This window comes from Enterobacter sp. DSM 30060 (assembly GCF_013375955.1).
GTDB classification, from domain to species: Bacteria; Pseudomonadota; Gammaproteobacteria; order Enterobacterales; family Enterobacteriaceae; genus Enterobacter; species Enterobacter intestinihominis.
This window is the reverse complement of sequence record NZ_CP056118.1, coordinates 4,336,061-4,350,111: the sequence shown is the minus strand read 5'-3', so window position 1 is coordinate 4,350,111 and position 14,051 is coordinate 4,336,061. Positions and strand designations below refer to the sequence as shown.

At 53.9% G+C, this 14,051-nt stretch carries 15 protein-coding genes; 10 read left to right on the top strand and 5 right to left on the bottom strand.

All coding sequences use genetic code 11. The features are described 5' to 3' along the window. From sapD to pspF, 5 genes are all read right to left on the bottom strand, one after another. On the bottom strand, positions 1–993 hold the full coding sequence (gene sapD, locus HWQ15_RS20765) for a putrescine export ABC transporter ATP-binding protein SapD (protein WP_003856840.1): 993 nt from the start codon (positions 991–993) through the stop codon (positions 1–3). Continuing rightward, the gene (gene sapC, locus HWQ15_RS20760) at positions 993–1,883 is read right to left on the bottom strand and encodes a putrescine export ABC transporter permease SapC (protein ID WP_003856843.1); all 891 of its coding nucleotides are present in this window, start codon (positions 1,881–1,883) and stop codon (positions 993–995) included. The genes sapD and sapC overlap by 1 nt, the downstream gene beginning before the upstream one ends. Further along, the gene (gene sapB / locus HWQ15_RS20755) at positions 1,870–2,835 is read right to left on the bottom strand and encodes a putrescine export ABC transporter permease SapB (RefSeq protein ID WP_022648308.1); all 966 of its coding nucleotides are present in this window, start codon (positions 2,833–2,835) and stop codon (positions 1,870–1,872) included. Before sapB ends, sapC begins: the two co-directional genes overlap by 14 nt. Then, positions 2,832–4,472 (bottom strand): ABC transporter substrate-binding protein SapA, encoded by a 1,641-nt coding sequence (gene sapA, locus HWQ15_RS20750; protein ID WP_063149433.1) that lies wholly within the window; start codon positions 4,470–4,472, stop codon positions 2,832–2,834. Before sapA ends, sapB begins: the two co-directional genes overlap by 4 nt. Before the next feature lie 88 nt (positions 4,473–4,560). Next, entirely contained in the window at positions 4,561–5,553 is a 993-nt protein-coding gene (pspF, locus tag HWQ15_RS20745) for a phage shock protein operon transcriptional activator (RefSeq protein ID WP_162882544.1), read from the bottom strand. A 151-nt stretch (positions 5,554–5,704) separates the two neighbouring features. Here pspF and pspA point away from each other — a divergent pair, with 151 nt between their 5' ends. The 10 genes from pspA to HWQ15_RS20695 all read left to right on the top strand — a co-directional run bounded on the left by pspA (position 5,705) and on the right by HWQ15_RS20695 (position 14,050). Continuing rightward, positions 5,705–6,373, top strand: coding sequence for a phage shock protein PspA (gene pspA / locus HWQ15_RS20740; protein WP_022648305.1), 669 nt, complete (start codon positions 5,705–5,707; stop codon positions 6,371–6,373). Between the two features lie 49 nt (positions 6,374–6,422). Continuing rightward, on the top strand, positions 6,423–6,647 hold the full coding sequence (gene pspB / locus HWQ15_RS20735) for an envelope stress response membrane protein PspB (RefSeq protein ID WP_022648304.1): 225 nt from the start codon (positions 6,423–6,425) through the stop codon (positions 6,645–6,647). Then, positions 6,647–7,006, top strand: a complete 360-nt coding sequence (pspC, locus tag HWQ15_RS20730; RefSeq protein ID WP_006810819.1) for an envelope stress response membrane protein PspC — start codon at positions 6,647–6,649, stop codon at positions 7,004–7,006. The genes pspB and pspC overlap by 1 nt, the downstream gene beginning before the upstream one ends. A 12-nt stretch (positions 7,007–7,018) precedes the next feature. Then, the gene (gene pspD, locus HWQ15_RS20725; RefSeq protein ID WP_006810818.1) at positions 7,019–7,243 is read left to right on the top strand and encodes a phage shock protein PspD; all 225 of its coding nucleotides are present in this window, start codon (positions 7,019–7,021) and stop codon (positions 7,241–7,243) included. A gap of 184 nt (positions 7,244–7,427) precedes the next feature. Further along, complete coding sequence (locus tag HWQ15_RS20720; RefSeq protein WP_063149434.1) at positions 7,428–9,125, top strand: sugar phosphorylase; 1,698 nt, start codon at positions 7,428–7,430, stop codon at positions 9,123–9,125. Positions 9,126–9,138: 13 nt separating this feature from the next. After that, a complete protein-coding gene (locus tag HWQ15_RS20715) occupies positions 9,139–10,431 on the top strand; it encodes an ABC transporter substrate-binding protein (RefSeq protein ID WP_063216139.1) in 1,293 nt (430 codons plus the stop codon). A 21-nt stretch (positions 10,432–10,452) separates the two neighbouring features. Then, a complete protein-coding gene (locus HWQ15_RS20710; protein ID WP_022648300.1) occupies positions 10,453–11,334 on the top strand; it encodes a carbohydrate ABC transporter permease in 882 nt (293 codons plus the stop codon). After that, positions 11,321–12,163, top strand: coding sequence for a carbohydrate ABC transporter permease (locus tag HWQ15_RS20705; protein ID WP_063149436.1), 843 nt, complete (start codon positions 11,321–11,323; stop codon positions 12,161–12,163). Before HWQ15_RS20710 ends, HWQ15_RS20705 begins: the two co-directional genes overlap by 14 nt. A gap of 28 nt (positions 12,164–12,191) precedes the next feature. Further along, positions 12,192–13,244, top strand: coding sequence for a zinc-binding alcohol dehydrogenase (locus HWQ15_RS20700; protein WP_015570403.1), 1,053 nt, complete (start codon positions 12,192–12,194; stop codon positions 13,242–13,244). A 17-nt stretch (positions 13,245–13,261) separates the two neighbouring features. Continuing rightward, complete coding sequence (locus HWQ15_RS20695; RefSeq protein ID WP_023306377.1) at positions 13,262–14,050, top strand: sugar phosphate isomerase/epimerase; 789 nt, start codon at positions 13,262–13,264, stop codon at positions 14,048–14,050. The last annotated feature ends 1 nt before the right edge of the window (position 14,051 follow it).

The following is a 14,051-nucleotide window of genomic DNA, read 5'->3' as shown; positions in this document are numbered from 1 at the left end:
TCACTCTCTCTCCATGTTCAGCGGGAAATGACAGGCAAACAGATGATTTTTCGGCCCTGTCAGGCGCGGTGTTTCAATGCATTTACGCTGAGCATACGGGCAACGCGGACCCAGACGGCAGCCAATGGGCAGCGATTCCAGCAGCGGAATCGCGCCAGGCAGAGTATTCAGACGGCTCTTGTGTGGCATTGCGCTGCCGAAATCAGGGATCGCCCTGATCAGCGCCTGCGTGTAGGGATGATGCGGCGTCGTCACCAGGTCTTCACTTGGCGCGGTTTCTACCGTTTGTCCGCAATACATCACGTCAATTTTATCCGCCCACTTGCTCAACATTTGCAGGTCGTGGCTGATCAGCAAAATGGTGGTGTTGTTATTCTGGTTCAGACGCGTGAGCAGGCGGAAAATCTGCGCCTGAGTCGTTGGCTCCATCGCGTTCGTCGGTTCGTCCGCAATCAGCAGACGCGGCTGATTGGCCAGGGCGATAGCAATCATCACTTTCTGGCATTCACCGTCGGTCAGTTCGTAGGGGAAACTGCGCATCGCGTCTTTATGGTCTTTGATCCCCACACGGTGCAATAGCTCAATGGCACGGCGTTTACGCCAGCCGAAACGCTGCCACCAGCGGCCTTTATAGGTCCAGCCGGGGATATTCTGCATCAGCTGTTTCCCGACGCGCTCGGACGGATCGAGACAGGATTGCGGCTCCTGAAAAATCATCGAGACGTTATGGCCCACCAGTTTACGGCGTTCGCGCGGGGAGAGACGCAACAGATCGATGTCGTCGAAACGCATACGGTCGGCGGTCACCCGCCAGTTGTCCTTCGCCACGCCGCAAATGGCTTTGGCGATTAGACTCTTACCGGAACCCGATTCGCCCACCAGCCCGCGTATTTCGCCCTCTGCGAGCGTAATACTGATGCGATCCACCGCTTTAACCCAGCCTTCGCCCGTTTTAATTTCGATCGTGAGGTTGCGGATATCAAGTAACGGCATTATTGCACCCCCGCATTGATTGCGCGGCGGATCCCGTCGCCAAGCAGGTTAACGAGCAGAACGCTCACCATGATGGCCGCGCCCGGCAGCATGACCGTCCACGGCGCGACGTAAATCAGCTCCAGAGCATCGCCGAGCATTGCGCCCCATTCCGGGGAGGGGAGCTGCGCGCCCAGGTCCAGGAAGCCCAGCGCTGCGATATCAAGAATCGCCATCGACAGGGCGCGGGTGATCTCCGTCACCAGCCCGGCGGCAATGTTAGGCAGCACGGCAAACCACAAAATATTAAACGTGGTGGCACCGTCCAGACGGGCGGCGACGACATACTCTTTCTCCAGTTCGTCGTGAACCAGGCTGTAAACCGATCGCACCATGCGGGGCAGAATGGCCAGCCAGACGGCGAACATCGCATGTGTGAGGTGCGGCCCCGCGAAGGCCACGACGATAATCGCCAGCAACAGCGAAGGAATCGAGAGCAAGGTATCAAGAATATGATTAAGCACGGCAGACCGCAGCCCGTGGGTTGAGCCGGCAAAAATGCCCAGCGCAAGGCCGCATATCGCGGCGGCCAGGGTGACCACGAACGCGCCGCCTACCGTAGGTGCGGCGCCGCTCAGTAAACGACTTAGCACGTCGCGTCCGAGATCATCAGTCCCCAGGAAGAACGAAACCTCCCCGTAACGCGACCACGATGGCGGTAAAAGCTGATAACCAAGGAACTGCTGATCGATGCCATACGGCGCAAACCACGAACCCAAAACACACAGCAACACGAGGCCAATGCAGCCGTAAAAGCCGATCATCGCCGTGGTGTCGCCGTAGAAATTACGCCACACGGTGCGTAGCGCACCAGGCGTGCGCTTTTCGCTGTAGACGTTATCGTAAGGCATACCATTCCTTATGCTTCAACGGGTTGGCCATGGCACCCAAAATATCGGAAACAACGTTAACAATAATAACCAGCGAGCCAATCACCATCACTCCGGCGGAGATCGCAGCGTAATCCTGCTGGCGAATGGCGTTGATCATCCAGCGTCCAAGGCCCGGCCAGCTGAAAACCATCTCGGTGATCATCGCCAGCGTCAGCATGGTTGAGAATTGCAGCCCAAGCCGTGGGATTACCGGCGGCAACGCATTGTGCAGCACATGGCGACGTAGAATCGTCAGGCGAGACAGTCCGCGTGTGGCGGCGGCTTTCACATAGTTTTGATCGAAGACTTCGATAGTGCTGATGCGCATCAGGCGGATCACTTCGGTCGTCGGTGCGACGGCCAGCGTGAGCACTGGCAGCACCATATGGCGCAGGGCGCTCACGATCATTTCGTCGCGCCAGACTGAATCGGAAAGCCAGGCGTCAACGATGGCGAAGCCGCTCACCGTTTGCACGTTATACAGCAGGTCGAAACGGCCAGACACCGGAAGCCAGCCTAACGTCAGTGAGAAGAAGAGGGTAAGCAGCAGCGCCAGCCAGAAAACAGGGATGGAAAAGCCAATTAAGGCAAGCGCGCTGATGAATTTATCCTGCCATTTATTGCGATAAATTCCCGCCAGCATCCCCACCGGGATCCCCACCATGAGGGCAAAGCCAAAGGCGAGTATACACAGCTCCATGGTGGCCGGGAAAACCATCTTCAGCTGCTCAGAGATGAGCTGTCCGTTGATGCTGGACACGCCAAAATCCCAGTGCAACAGGCCGTTAAACCAGAACAGCCAGGCGTCCCAGAGGGATGAGCCCTGAAGCGGGGCGTGCGGCGTAAAGTAGCTAAGGCTAAAGCCGACAAAGGTCAGGAAGAACAGGGTGACCAGCAGTAACAGCAGCCGCCGCAAGGTAAATATAATCATGGTTTTTTCACCTCTTGTTCTTTCTCACGAGTCACGCCCGCGAAGGAGGCGTTACCAAACGGGCTGAGTACCAGCCCTTTTATATCGTAACGGTAGGCCTGAAGGCGCAGGGAAGAGGCAAGCGGCAACACGGGAAGCTCTCTGGCCAGAATATTTTGCGCTTCATCGTAGGCCTCAATGCGTGAAGCAAGCTGTTGAGATGAGAGGGCTTTTTGCAGCACAGCATCAAATTCCCGGTTACACCAGTGCGCGTAGTTGGTCTGGGAGTTGATCGCCGCACAGCTCAGCAGCGGACGGAAGAAGCTGTCCGGGTCGTTACTGTCGGTAGACCAGCCAGCCAGCGTTAAGTCGTGATTCATGTCCATCAGACGCGCCTCCTGGAAACGGCCTTCGACAGGAACGATGATCACCTTCACGCCCACCTGGGCCATATCTGCCTGCAACAGTTCGGCGGTTTTCAGCGGGCTAGGGTTCCACGCCTGAGAGCTGGTGGGTACCCACAGCTGAAGCGTCAGGTTTTCTGCCCCCAGTGCTTTAAGCTGTTCGCGCGCTTTCGCCGGATTATATTCCGTGATCTTCGCCTCGCCGTCATAGGCCCAGGAGGCGCGGGGCAGAATAGAGGCGGCGGTTTCCGCGGTGCCGTAATAAATCGACTGCATCAGACGCTGATTGTTGATCGCTAACGCCAGCGCATGGCGCACGGCCGGATTATTCAGCGGTGGCTTATCGGTGTTAAACGCCAGATAGGCGATGTTCATTCCCGGGCGTAGGGTCAGGCGCAGGCGGGGGTCGTCGCGCAAAATAGTCAACTGGCTGGCCGCAGGCCACGCAAGGACGTCGCACTCACCGGTCAGCAGTTTGGAGAGGCGGCCTGTTCCACCTGAACCCAGATCGACAATAACCTGCGGCATCAGCGGTTTGCCGCGCCAGAAATGATCGTGTCGTTGCAGGCGAATGTATTGTCCGGCGCGGTACTCAGCTAACTGGAAGGGTCCTGTGCCCACAGGCTCACGATCGAGACGTTCCTGACGATCCTTTTTCGTCAGCTGATCCGCGTATTCGGCTGACATGACGGACGCGTAGTGCGTCGCCAGGTGCCAGAGGAAGGAGGCGTCCGGGCGCGTCAGGCGAAACTCAACCGTGCGGTTATCCAGCTTACGAACGCTTTTGACCGTGTCCGCGAATTGCAGACTGTCGAAGTAGGGGAAGTTTCCGCCGTTGACGTTATGCCACGGATGGTTGCGGTTAAAGATGCGCTGGAAGGTGAAAACCACGTCATCCGCGTTGAGCTTGCGGGTTGGGGTAAACCACGGGGTGTGCTGAAAAGCCACCTCATCGCGTAGACGGAAGCGGTACGTGGCGCCGTTATCAAGCACTTCCCAACTTTCAGCAAGCTCCGGAACCAGCCGATAGGTATAAGGATCGACGTCGAGCAGGCGATCGTAAATCTGTGCGGCCAGCGTATCAACAATCACGCCGCTCCCCGCCTTTTGCGGGTTAAAGGTATCAACTTGCCCGCTGACGCAATAGACGAAACCACTATCACGAATATCAGGAGGCGCAGTACGATCGGGCGCAGCAAAGGCCAGATTGCTGAACAGACCGAGTGCAAACAGGGATGATAAAACCAGGCGCATAGTTTTTAAGGTTTTTAGATTCGATCTGCAAAGTGTATCGCACTTACGCCTGCTTCGTAAAAATGTCTGGGGGTAAGTGCTGATAATGTCAGCGCATTTGATGTTTTTTGAGCAATGCCCTTAATTGATGGTAGGTCAGACCCAGCAGTTCAGCTGCCCGTTTCTGGTTATATTTCGCCTCTTTCAGGCTCCGTTCCAGCAGTTGCTGCTCCTGCTGATGCTGGAACTGGCGTAAATCGAGCGGCAACGCCGGATCATGCTGGCGCGCCGCCGGAGCAAGGGGCTGTTTAACCTCGCGCCGAAACGGATCGAGAATAATGTTGTCCAGTTCGGTCTCGCTGCTGCCATGACGGTAAACAGACCGTTCCACCACGTTTTTCAGTTCACGGATATTCCCCGGCCAGTGGTAACCGAGCAGGGTCTCGGTGGCCTGTTCGCTGAAGCCCGGAAAGAGCGGCAGGCCCAGTTCCCGGCACATCTGAATGGCAAATTGATCGGCCAGCAGCATGATATCGCTGCGTCGCTCACGCAGCGGCGGCAACTGGACGACATCGAAAGCCAGCCGGTCCAGCAGGTCGGCGCGGAATTTATCTTCTGCAACCATCGCGGGCAGATCGGCGTTAGTGGCGCACACCAGGCGAACGTTAACCTGAAGCGGCTGACTTCCGCCAACGCGTTCCAGTTCGCCATACTCAATGACGCGCAGCAGCTTTTCCTGTACCAGCATTGGCGCGGTCGCCAGCTCGTCGAGAAAGAGCGTTCCGCCATCGGCACGTTCAAAACGACCGGGGTGCCGTTTTTGTGCGCCAGTAAACGCGCCGGCTTCATGACCGAAAAGCTCCGTGTCGAGCAGATTTTCATTCAGCGCCGCGCAGTTAAGCGAAATAAAAGGCCCGTCCCAGCGGCCAGACAGAAAGTGCAGACGGTTAGCGATAAGTTCTTTACCCGTTCCGCGCTCACCGATAATGAGCACCGGTTTATTCAGCGGCGCCAGGCGCGATACCTGCTCAAGCACTTCCAGGAAGCTGTTTGCCTCGCCAAGCAAATTGTCTTTATATTCAGCCATGATGAAATTAACCACTCCTTAGTGATATTCACCAGGTGAGAATAGCCGCTGGATGGATAAATATCAATGACACCCAGTAAAATCAATAAGATAAAAAGTTGGCATGGGATTTGTATTAACTACTCAGCAGGGCATCGCCCGATAACAGAACTATGAGGATTGAATTATGGGTATTTTTTCTCGTTTTGCCGACATCGTGAACGCCAACATCAACTCGCTGCTGGAGAAAGCAGAAGATCCGCAGAAGCTGGTGCGCCTGATGATTCAGGAGATGGAAGACACGCTGGTTGAAGTACGCTCCACCTCCGCCCGCGCGCTGGCAGAGAAGAAGCAGTTAACGCGTCGTATCGAGCAGGCGACTGCCCAGCTTAACGAGTGGCAGGAAAAAGCTGAACTGGCGCTGCGCAAAGATAAAGAAGATCTGGCCCGCGCTGCGCTGATTGAGAAGCAGAAGCTGACCGACATGGTGGCCACGCTGGAACATGAAGTGACGCTGGTGGATGATACTCTGACGCGTATGAAGAAAGAGATTGGTGAGCTTGAAAATAAACTCAGCGAAACCCGTGCACGTCAACAGGCGCTGGCGCTGCGCCACCAGGCTGCAAGTTCGTCCCGCGACGTGCGTCGCCAGCTGGACAGCGGCAAACTGGATGAAGCGATGGCGCGTTTCGAATCGTTCGAACGTCGTATCGACCACATGGAAGCGGAAGCCGAAAGCCACAGCATCGGTAAGCAGAAAACCCTGGATCAGCAGTTTGCTGACCTGAAAGCCGATGATGAAATTAGCGAGCAGCTGGCGGCGCTGAAAGCCAAAATGAAGCAAGACCACCAATAATAAATCCTGCGGCACCTGAGCGTGCCGCATCGCAAGACAAGGAGTACACATGAGCGCGCTTTTTCTGGCAATACCCCTGACAATTTTCGTGCTGTTTGTTCTGCCCATCTGGTTATGGCTGCACTACAGCAACCGCTCTTCTCGCGGGGAGCTGTCGCAAAGCGAGCAACAGCGGCTGGCGCAGCTCTCTTCTGAGGCAAACAAAATGCGCGAACGTATTCAGGCGCTGGAAGCCATCCTGGATGCGGAACACCCGAACTGGAGGGAGCGTTAATGGCTGGACTAAATCTGAATAAAAAACTGTGGCGCATCCCGCAGCAGGGCATGGTTCGGGGCGTTTGCGCCGGGCTGGCACACTATCTGGATGTCCCGGTAAAACTGGTACGTGTGGTCACTGTATTGTCGATTTTCTTTGGCCTGGCCTTTATTACACTGGTGGCTTACATCATTCTGTCGTTTGTACTTGATCCGATGCCGGAGGGTGAGCTGGATGCGGAAAACACGCCAACCAGCAGCGATCTTCTTAACGCGGTGGATGAACAGCTGAGCGCAGGGGAGAAGCGATTGCGCGAGATGGAACGTTATGTCACCTCCGATACCTTTACGCTGAGAAGTCGTTTCCGTCAGCTTTAAGAGAGAACTTACATGAAACAAAACTGGCAACAGGCCGGTCAGAAGGTAAAACCCGGCCTGAAAATCGCAGGCAAACTGGTTCTGATGACGGCGTTACGTTATGGTCCGGCTGGTGTGGCGGGCTGGGCGATCAAGTCTGTTGCCCGTAAGCCGGTCAGAATGTTGCTGGCGGTCGCCCTGGAGCCGTTGTTACAAAAACTGGCAAAACGCGTTTCACGTCGCTACTTTTCACGCTAATCCCGCTCATATAAGCCCTTTCTCGCGCTGAGAGAGGGCATGAATTCCCCCTCTGCTTTTTCTCTTTCTTTGCGGCAGCTCACATTACTGCGTTGCGCTGCTTTGAGAATGCCTTTTTCAGCCCCCAGGTCCGTTGACAGATATTTTTCATGGGAGTAGATTGCCACTCCGTGGGACCGCTACCATGGAAAATAATGTGAACGCAAAAATTAAATACCTTATCAATCATATTTATGGTGAATCATTTTCAGATGCACACCTTGACGTGTTATTAACTAAGCTTCAACAGGCGGCGGTTAATATTACGGAGAAGCGTAAGTCAGGCTGGGATGAAAAAGATGTTGTTCTGATTACCTATGCCGATCAGATCTCCACGAAAGGGGAGAAAGCATTGCCGGTATTTACCCGGTTCTATAATGAGTGGCTTTCTCGTGCTTTTTCTCATGTCCATCTTTTACCTTTCTATCCGTGGTCATCAGATGATGGTTTTTCCGTTATTGATTATCATACCGTTGCACCTGAAACGGGAAACTGGCGCGATGTCGCGGAATTAAAACAGTCAGCCAGCTTAATGTTTGATTTCGTTTGCAATCATATGTCAGCGAAAAGCGAATGGTTTGCTAATTATCTGGCGCAGAAGCCTGGTTATGAAGATTTCTTTATTTCTGTCGACCCGGAAACCGATTTATCCGCGGTGACGCGCCCACGCGCTTTACCGCTGTTGACGCCGTTTACGCTTAATGATGGCAGCGTTCGTCATTTATGGACTACATTCAGCGATGACCAGATCGATCTCAATTTCGCCTCGCCGCAGGTGCTGATTGCAATGGTTGACGTTCTGCTCCATTACCTCATGGAAGGGGCGCGTTATATTCGTCTGGATGCGGTCGGGTTTATGTGGAAAATCCCGGGAACAACCTGCATCCATCTGGAACAAACCCATTGCCTTATTCAGCTGTTCCGCGCCATTACGGACGCCGTGGCACCTGGAACGGTGATCATTACTGAGACAAATGTTCCGCACAAAGACAACATCTCTTACTTCGGTGATGGTGAAAACGAAGCCCAGATGGTCTATCAGTTTTCCTTACCTCCGCTGGTGCTGCATGCCGTTCATCGTCAGGATGTGAAAGCACTTTGCCAATGGGCGGGGTCGCTGGCACTGCCTTCTTCACACACTACATGGTTTAATTTCCTGGCCTCGCATGATGGTATCGGTTTGAATCCGCTGCGCGGCATTCTTCCGGAATCAGAGATCCTCTCGTTGGTCGAAAATCTTCAGCAGGAAGGCGCGCTGGTCAACTGGAAAAATAATCCTGACGGAACGCGAAGCCCTTATGAAATTAATGTCACCTATCTTGATGCGTTAAGTTTACAAGACAGTTCAGATGAGGAACGTATTGCACGGTTCCTCCTCGCGCATGCTGTGTTGTTAAGTTTCCCAGGCGTCCCGGCTGTTTATATTCAGAGCATTCTTGGGTCGCGGAACGATTATGAAGGCGTCGAACGCCTCGGATATAACCGCGCGATTAACCGGAAAAAATACACGGCGGGGCAGCTTGATAGCGAACTGAATAATAAGAAGAGTATTCGTTATCAAATTTATTCTCGTTTGAGTGAGCTTATCGCTATTCGTCGCGGCGAGAGGGCGTTCCATCCGGATAGTCAGGCTGCTTTCGACGCAGTGGGTAAACAAATTCTTAAAATTATTCGTGTTGCTGAAAATGGCGAGCGAATTACAGCATTATTTAATTTTAGCAATAAAATGCAGACCGTTTATGAACAAACGCTTTCTGGTAAGGAGTTATTATCAGGACAGGATATTAGCGGTACGGAGCTGATCCTCAATCCATGGCAGGTAATGTGGATTAAAGAAAACTAAAAAGGACCCTAAAATGAAAATGCCAAAAATTGTGCTGTTATCAGCACTGGTTTCGTGCGCCCTGTTATCAGGCTGTAAGGACGATAAAGCATCTCAGGTCACCATTGAGTTTATGCACTCGTCGGTAGAACAGGAGCGTCAGGCCGTTATCACGAAATTGATTGAAAAATTCGAGAAAGAGAACCCGTCGATTACGGTGAAGCAGGTACCCGTTGAAGAAGATGCCTACAACACCAAGGTAATTACCCTGGCTCGTACCGATGCGCTGCCGGAGGTGATTGAGATCAGCCATGACTACGCCAAAGTCATGGATAAAGAGCAGCTACTGGATCGTGACGCCATCGGCCGCGCCATCAAGGCGGTGGGCGAGGAGACATTTTACGACGGCATTTTACGCGTGGTTCGCACGGAAGATGGCAACGCATGGACGGGGGTGCCGGTTAGCGCCTGGCTGTCCGGCATCTGGTATCACAAAGATGCGCTCGGGGCAGCGGGTATTGAAGAGCCGCACAACTGGGAGCAACTGCTGAAAGCCAGTCAGGCGCTCAACGATCCGGCTAAAAAACATTACGGTATCGCGCTTCCAACCGCAGAAAGCGTTATGACGGAGCAGGCTTTCTCGCAATTTGCTTTGTCAGGAGGGGCCAACGTCTTTGATGCAAACGGCAGCGTGAAAATCGATACCCCTGAGATGTCGAAAGCGCTGGAGTTTTATAGGGCACTGGCCGCGAACACCATGCCGGGCTCGAATGATGTCATGGAGATCAAAGACGCCTTCATGAACGGTTCTGCGCCTATGGCCGTTTACTCTACCTATATCCTGCCCGCGGTCTTCAAAGATGGCAATCCGGCCAACCTGGGGTTCGTGGTCCCGACGGAAAAATCATCAGCCGTGTACGGCATGATCACTTCGTTGACGATCACTACCGGCCAGACCGAAGAGGAAACGCAGGCCGCCGAGCAATTTGTCACCTGGATGGAGCAGGCTCAGAACGCCTCTGATTGGGTCATGATGTCTCCGGGCGCCGCGCTACCGGTCAATAAACTCGTGGTGGGCACAGATTCCTGGAAAAACAACGACGTTATCAAGGCCTTTGGTCAACTGCCTTACGAGCTGATTGCGCAGTTCCCGAACGTCCAGGTGTTTGGTGCCGTGGGCGACAAGAACTTTACCCGCATGGGAGATGTTACCGGGTCCGGCATTATCAGTTCCATGGTGCATAACGTGACGGTGGGACAAAAAGATCTCAATGCGACGTTAAGCAACAGCCAGAAGAAACTGACTGACCTGATATCACAACGATAGGAGCGCTTTGCGAAGGGAATTATGAAGACGTTGTTTTCTGGTCGTTCAGATATGCCTTTCGCCATGCTGCTGTTGGCCCCCAGCCTGATTTTGCTGGGGGGCCTGGTGGCCTGGCCAATGATTTCAAACATTGAAATCAGTTTTTTACGTTTACCGCTGAATCCGCGTATTGATGCGGTGTTCGTCGGTCTGGATAACTACATTCGCATCCTGGGCGATGCTGCGTTCTGGCACTCCCTGTGGATGACGTTCTGGTATACGGCGCTGGTGGTGATTGGCAGCACCGGACTGGGGCTGGCCGTAGCGATCTTCTTTAACCGTGAATTCCGCATGCGGAAAACGGCACGTTCACTGGTGATACTGTCCTATGTGACGCCGTCTATTTCACTGGTATTTGCCTGGAAATACATGTTCAACAACGGCTACGGAATTGTGAACTATCTTGGCGTTGATCTGCTGCATCTCTACGATCAGGCGCCGCTGTGGTTCGATAATCCTGGCAGCAGTTTTGTCCTGGTTGTGCTGTTCGCCATCTGGCGTTACTTCCCGTACGCCTTTATCTCGTTCCTCGCAATTTTGCAGACCATTGATAAATCATTGTACGAAGCGGCAGAGATGGACGGAGCGAATGCCTGGCAGCGTTTTCGTATCGTGACGTTGCCCGCCATCATGCCGGTGCTGGCTACGGTGGTCACGCTGCGAACCATATGGATGTTCTACATGTTTGCGGATGTGTATCTGCTCACCACCAAGGTCGACATTCTGGGCGTATATCTCTACAAAACCGCCTTTGCGTTCAATGACCTGGGTAAAGCAGCCGCCATTTCCGTTGTGCTGTTTGTGATCATCTTCGCGGTCATTCTGCTGACCAGAAAAAGGGTAAACCTCAATGGCAACAAATAAACGCGTTCTGGGCCGTATCGGTTTTTATCTGGGACTGGCGCTATTTCTGATTATCACGCTGTTTCCGTTTTTTGTGATGTTGATGACGTCGTTCAAAAGCGCGAAAGAGGCGATCTCGCTGCACCCGACCATTCTGCCGCAGGAGTGGACGCTACAGCACTACATCGACATCTTTAACCCGCTGATTTTCCCGTTTGTGGATTACTTCCGTAACAGCATGGTGGTGTCGCTGACCTCCTCGGTCATTGCGGTGTTTCTCGGCACGCTGGGCGCGTATGCGTTATCCAAACTGCGCTTTAAAGGGCGCACGACGATCAATGCGAGCTTCTACACCGTCTATATGTTCTCCGGGATCCTGCTGGTGGTGCCGCTGTTCAAAATCATCACCGCGCTCGGCATTTATGACACCGAACTGGCGCTGATCATCACCATGGTGACGCAGACGTTGCCGACTGCGGTCTTTATGCTGCGCAGCTATTTCGACACTATCCCGGATGAGATAGAAGAAGCCGCGATGATGGACGGCCTGAACCGCCTGCAAATCATCTTCCGCATCACCGTGCCGCTGGCGATCTCGGGTCTGGTGTCAGTCTTCGTTTACTGCTTCATGGTGGCGTGGAATGACTACCTGTTCGCCTCCATTTTCCTGTCCAGCGCCAGCAACATCACGTTGCCGGTGGGGCTGAACACGCTCTTCAGTACGCCAGATTACATCTGGGGTCGCATGATGGCGGCATCGCTGGTGACGGCACTGCCCGTTGTCATTATGTATGCCCTGTCTGAACGTTTTATTAAAAGTGGTTTGACCGCCGGCGGCGTAAAGGGCTGAGGCGGCCGATTTTAACAAGGAGTGAGTCATGAAAAAATTAGTTGCGACAGCGCCTCGTGTAGCGGCGCTGGTGGAATACGAAGATCGTCCTGTTGCAGCACATGAAGTGAAGATTCGTGCCCGTTATGGCGCCCCGAAACACGGCACCGAAGTTGTGGATTTCCGCGCGGCAAGCCCGTTCATTGATGAAGAGTTTAACGCCGAGTGGCAGATGTTTACCCCACGTGAAGAGGGGGCAGCACGCGGCATCGAATTTGGTAAATTCCAGCTGGGAAACATGATCGTCGGCGACATCATCGAATGTGGTGCGGACGTAACGGAATACCAGATCGGCGACAGCGTTTGCTGCTACGGCCCATTGCAGGAAACGGTCATCGTCAACGCGGTGAACAACTATAAGCTGCGCAAAATGCCGCAGGGCGCATCCTGGAAAAACGCTGTTTGTTACGATCCGGCTCAGTTCGCCATGAGCGGCGTGCGTGATGCTAACGTCCGCGTAGGGGATTTCGTTGTAGTTGTCGGGCTGGGCGCTATTGGCCAGATTGCGATTCAGCTGGCGAAAAAAGCTGGCGCGTCAGTGGTTATTGGTGTCGATCCTATTGAACATCGCTGTGAGATCGCCCGCCGTCACGGTGCAGACCACTGCCTGAACCCAATCGGTACCGATGTCGGTCTTGAAATTAAGAAACTGACCGGCAAGCAGGGCGCTGATGTGATCATCGAAACCAGCGGCTTTGCAGATGCGCTGCAATCTGCGCTGCGCGGACTCGCCTACGGCGGCACGATCTCTTACGTGGCTTTCGCCAAACCTTTTGCGGCAGGCTTCAACCTGGGCCGCGAAGCACACTTCAACAACGCGAAGATTGTCTTCTCCCGCGCATGCAGTGAACCCAACCCGGATTATCCACGCTGGAGTCGCAAGCGTATTGAAGAGACCTGCTGGGAATTGCTGATGAACGGTTATCTCAATTGTGAAGATCTGATCGACCCGGTCGTCACCTTCACCACCAGCCCGGAAAGCTACATGAAGTATGTCGATCAGCACCCGGAACTCAGTATCAAAATGGGCGTTACTTTTTAAGCTAAGGACAGCAAATCATGAAAATCGCAACACAAAACCAGGCCTTTTTCCCGACCGCTATCATGGAAAAATTCAAATACATCAAAGCGATGGGATTTGATGGCTACGAAATAGATGGCCGGCTGCTGGTTGAACATCTCGACGAAGTGAAAGCCGCTATCAAAGCCACCGGTCTGCCGGTCACGACGGCGTGTGGCGGATACGATGGCTGGATCGGGGATTTCATCGAAGAACGCCGCCTGAACGGTCTCCAGCAGATTGAACGCATTCTGGAAGCGCTGGCAGAAGTGGGCGGCAAGGGGATTATTGTTCCGGCTGCCTGGGGGATGTTTACCTTCCGTCTGCCGCCAATGACTTCGCCACGTAGCCTGGACGGCGATCGCAAAGCGGTCAGCGCTTCCCTGCGCTGGCTGGATGAGGTAGCAGCGCGCACCGGTACTACCGTCTACCTGGAGCCGCTGAACCGCTATCAGGATCATATGATCAACACCCTGGCCGACGCGCGTCGTTATATCGAAGAGAACGGCCTGAAGCACGTGCAGATCATCGGTGATTTCTACCACATGAACATTGAAGAAGACTCACTGACGGAAGCGCTGCATCACAACCGCGACCTGCTGGGTCATGTGCACATTGCTGATAACCACCGCTATCAGCCGGGCAGCGGCAGCCTCGATTTCGCCAGCCTGTTCGGTCAGCTGCGTGCTGATAACTATCAGGGTTATGTGGTGTACGAGTGCCGGGTTCGTGCCGACGACCCGGCTCAAGCCTATCAGGACTCACTCAATTACCTGCGTGAATGCTAAG

What these genes read in the sequence shown, in the direction of transcription:
- sapC (WP_003856843.1), bottom strand. Translation starts at nt 1,883, where the DNA reads ATGCCTTACGATAACGTCTACAGCGAAAAGCGCACGCCTGGTGCGCTA.
- HWQ15_RS20695 (WP_023306377.1), top strand. Translation starts at nt 13,262, where the DNA reads ATGAAAATCGCAACACAAAACCAGGCCTTTTTCCCGACCGCTATCATG.
- pspC (WP_006810819.1), top strand. Translation starts at nt 6,647, where the DNA reads ATGGCTGGACTAAATCTGAATAAAAAACTGTGGCGCATCCCGCAGCAG.
- pspA (WP_022648305.1), top strand. Translation starts at nt 5,705, where the DNA reads ATGGGTATTTTTTCTCGTTTTGCCGACATCGTGAACGCCAACATCAAC.
- pspB (WP_022648304.1), top strand. Translation starts at nt 6,423, where the DNA reads ATGAGCGCGCTTTTTCTGGCAATACCCCTGACAATTTTCGTGCTGTTT.
- pspD (WP_006810818.1), top strand. Translation starts at nt 7,019, where the DNA reads ATGAAACAAAACTGGCAACAGGCCGGTCAGAAGGTAAAACCCGGCCTG.
- HWQ15_RS20715 (WP_063216139.1), top strand. Translation starts at nt 9,139, where the DNA reads ATGAAAATGCCAAAAATTGTGCTGTTATCAGCACTGGTTTCGTGCGCC.
- HWQ15_RS20700 (WP_015570403.1), top strand. Translation starts at nt 12,192, where the DNA reads ATGAAAAAATTAGTTGCGACAGCGCCTCGTGTAGCGGCGCTGGTGGAA.
- HWQ15_RS20710 (WP_022648300.1), top strand. Translation starts at nt 10,453, where the DNA reads ATGAAGACGTTGTTTTCTGGTCGTTCAGATATGCCTTTCGCCATGCTG.
- HWQ15_RS20720 (WP_063149434.1), top strand. Translation starts at nt 7,428, where the DNA reads ATGGAAAATAATGTGAACGCAAAAATTAAATACCTTATCAATCATATT.
- sapD (WP_003856840.1), bottom strand. Translation starts at nt 993, where the DNA reads ATGCCGTTACTTGATATCCGCAACCTCACGATCGAAATTAAAACGGGC.
- sapA (WP_063149433.1), bottom strand. Translation starts at nt 4,472, where the DNA reads ATGCGCCTGGTTTTATCATCCCTGTTTGCACTCGGTCTGTTCAGCAAT.
- sapB (WP_022648308.1), bottom strand. Translation starts at nt 2,835, where the DNA reads ATGATTATATTTACCTTGCGGCGGCTGCTGTTACTGCTGGTCACCCTG.
- HWQ15_RS20705 (WP_063149436.1), top strand. Translation starts at nt 11,321, where the DNA reads ATGGCAACAAATAAACGCGTTCTGGGCCGTATCGGTTTTTATCTGGGA.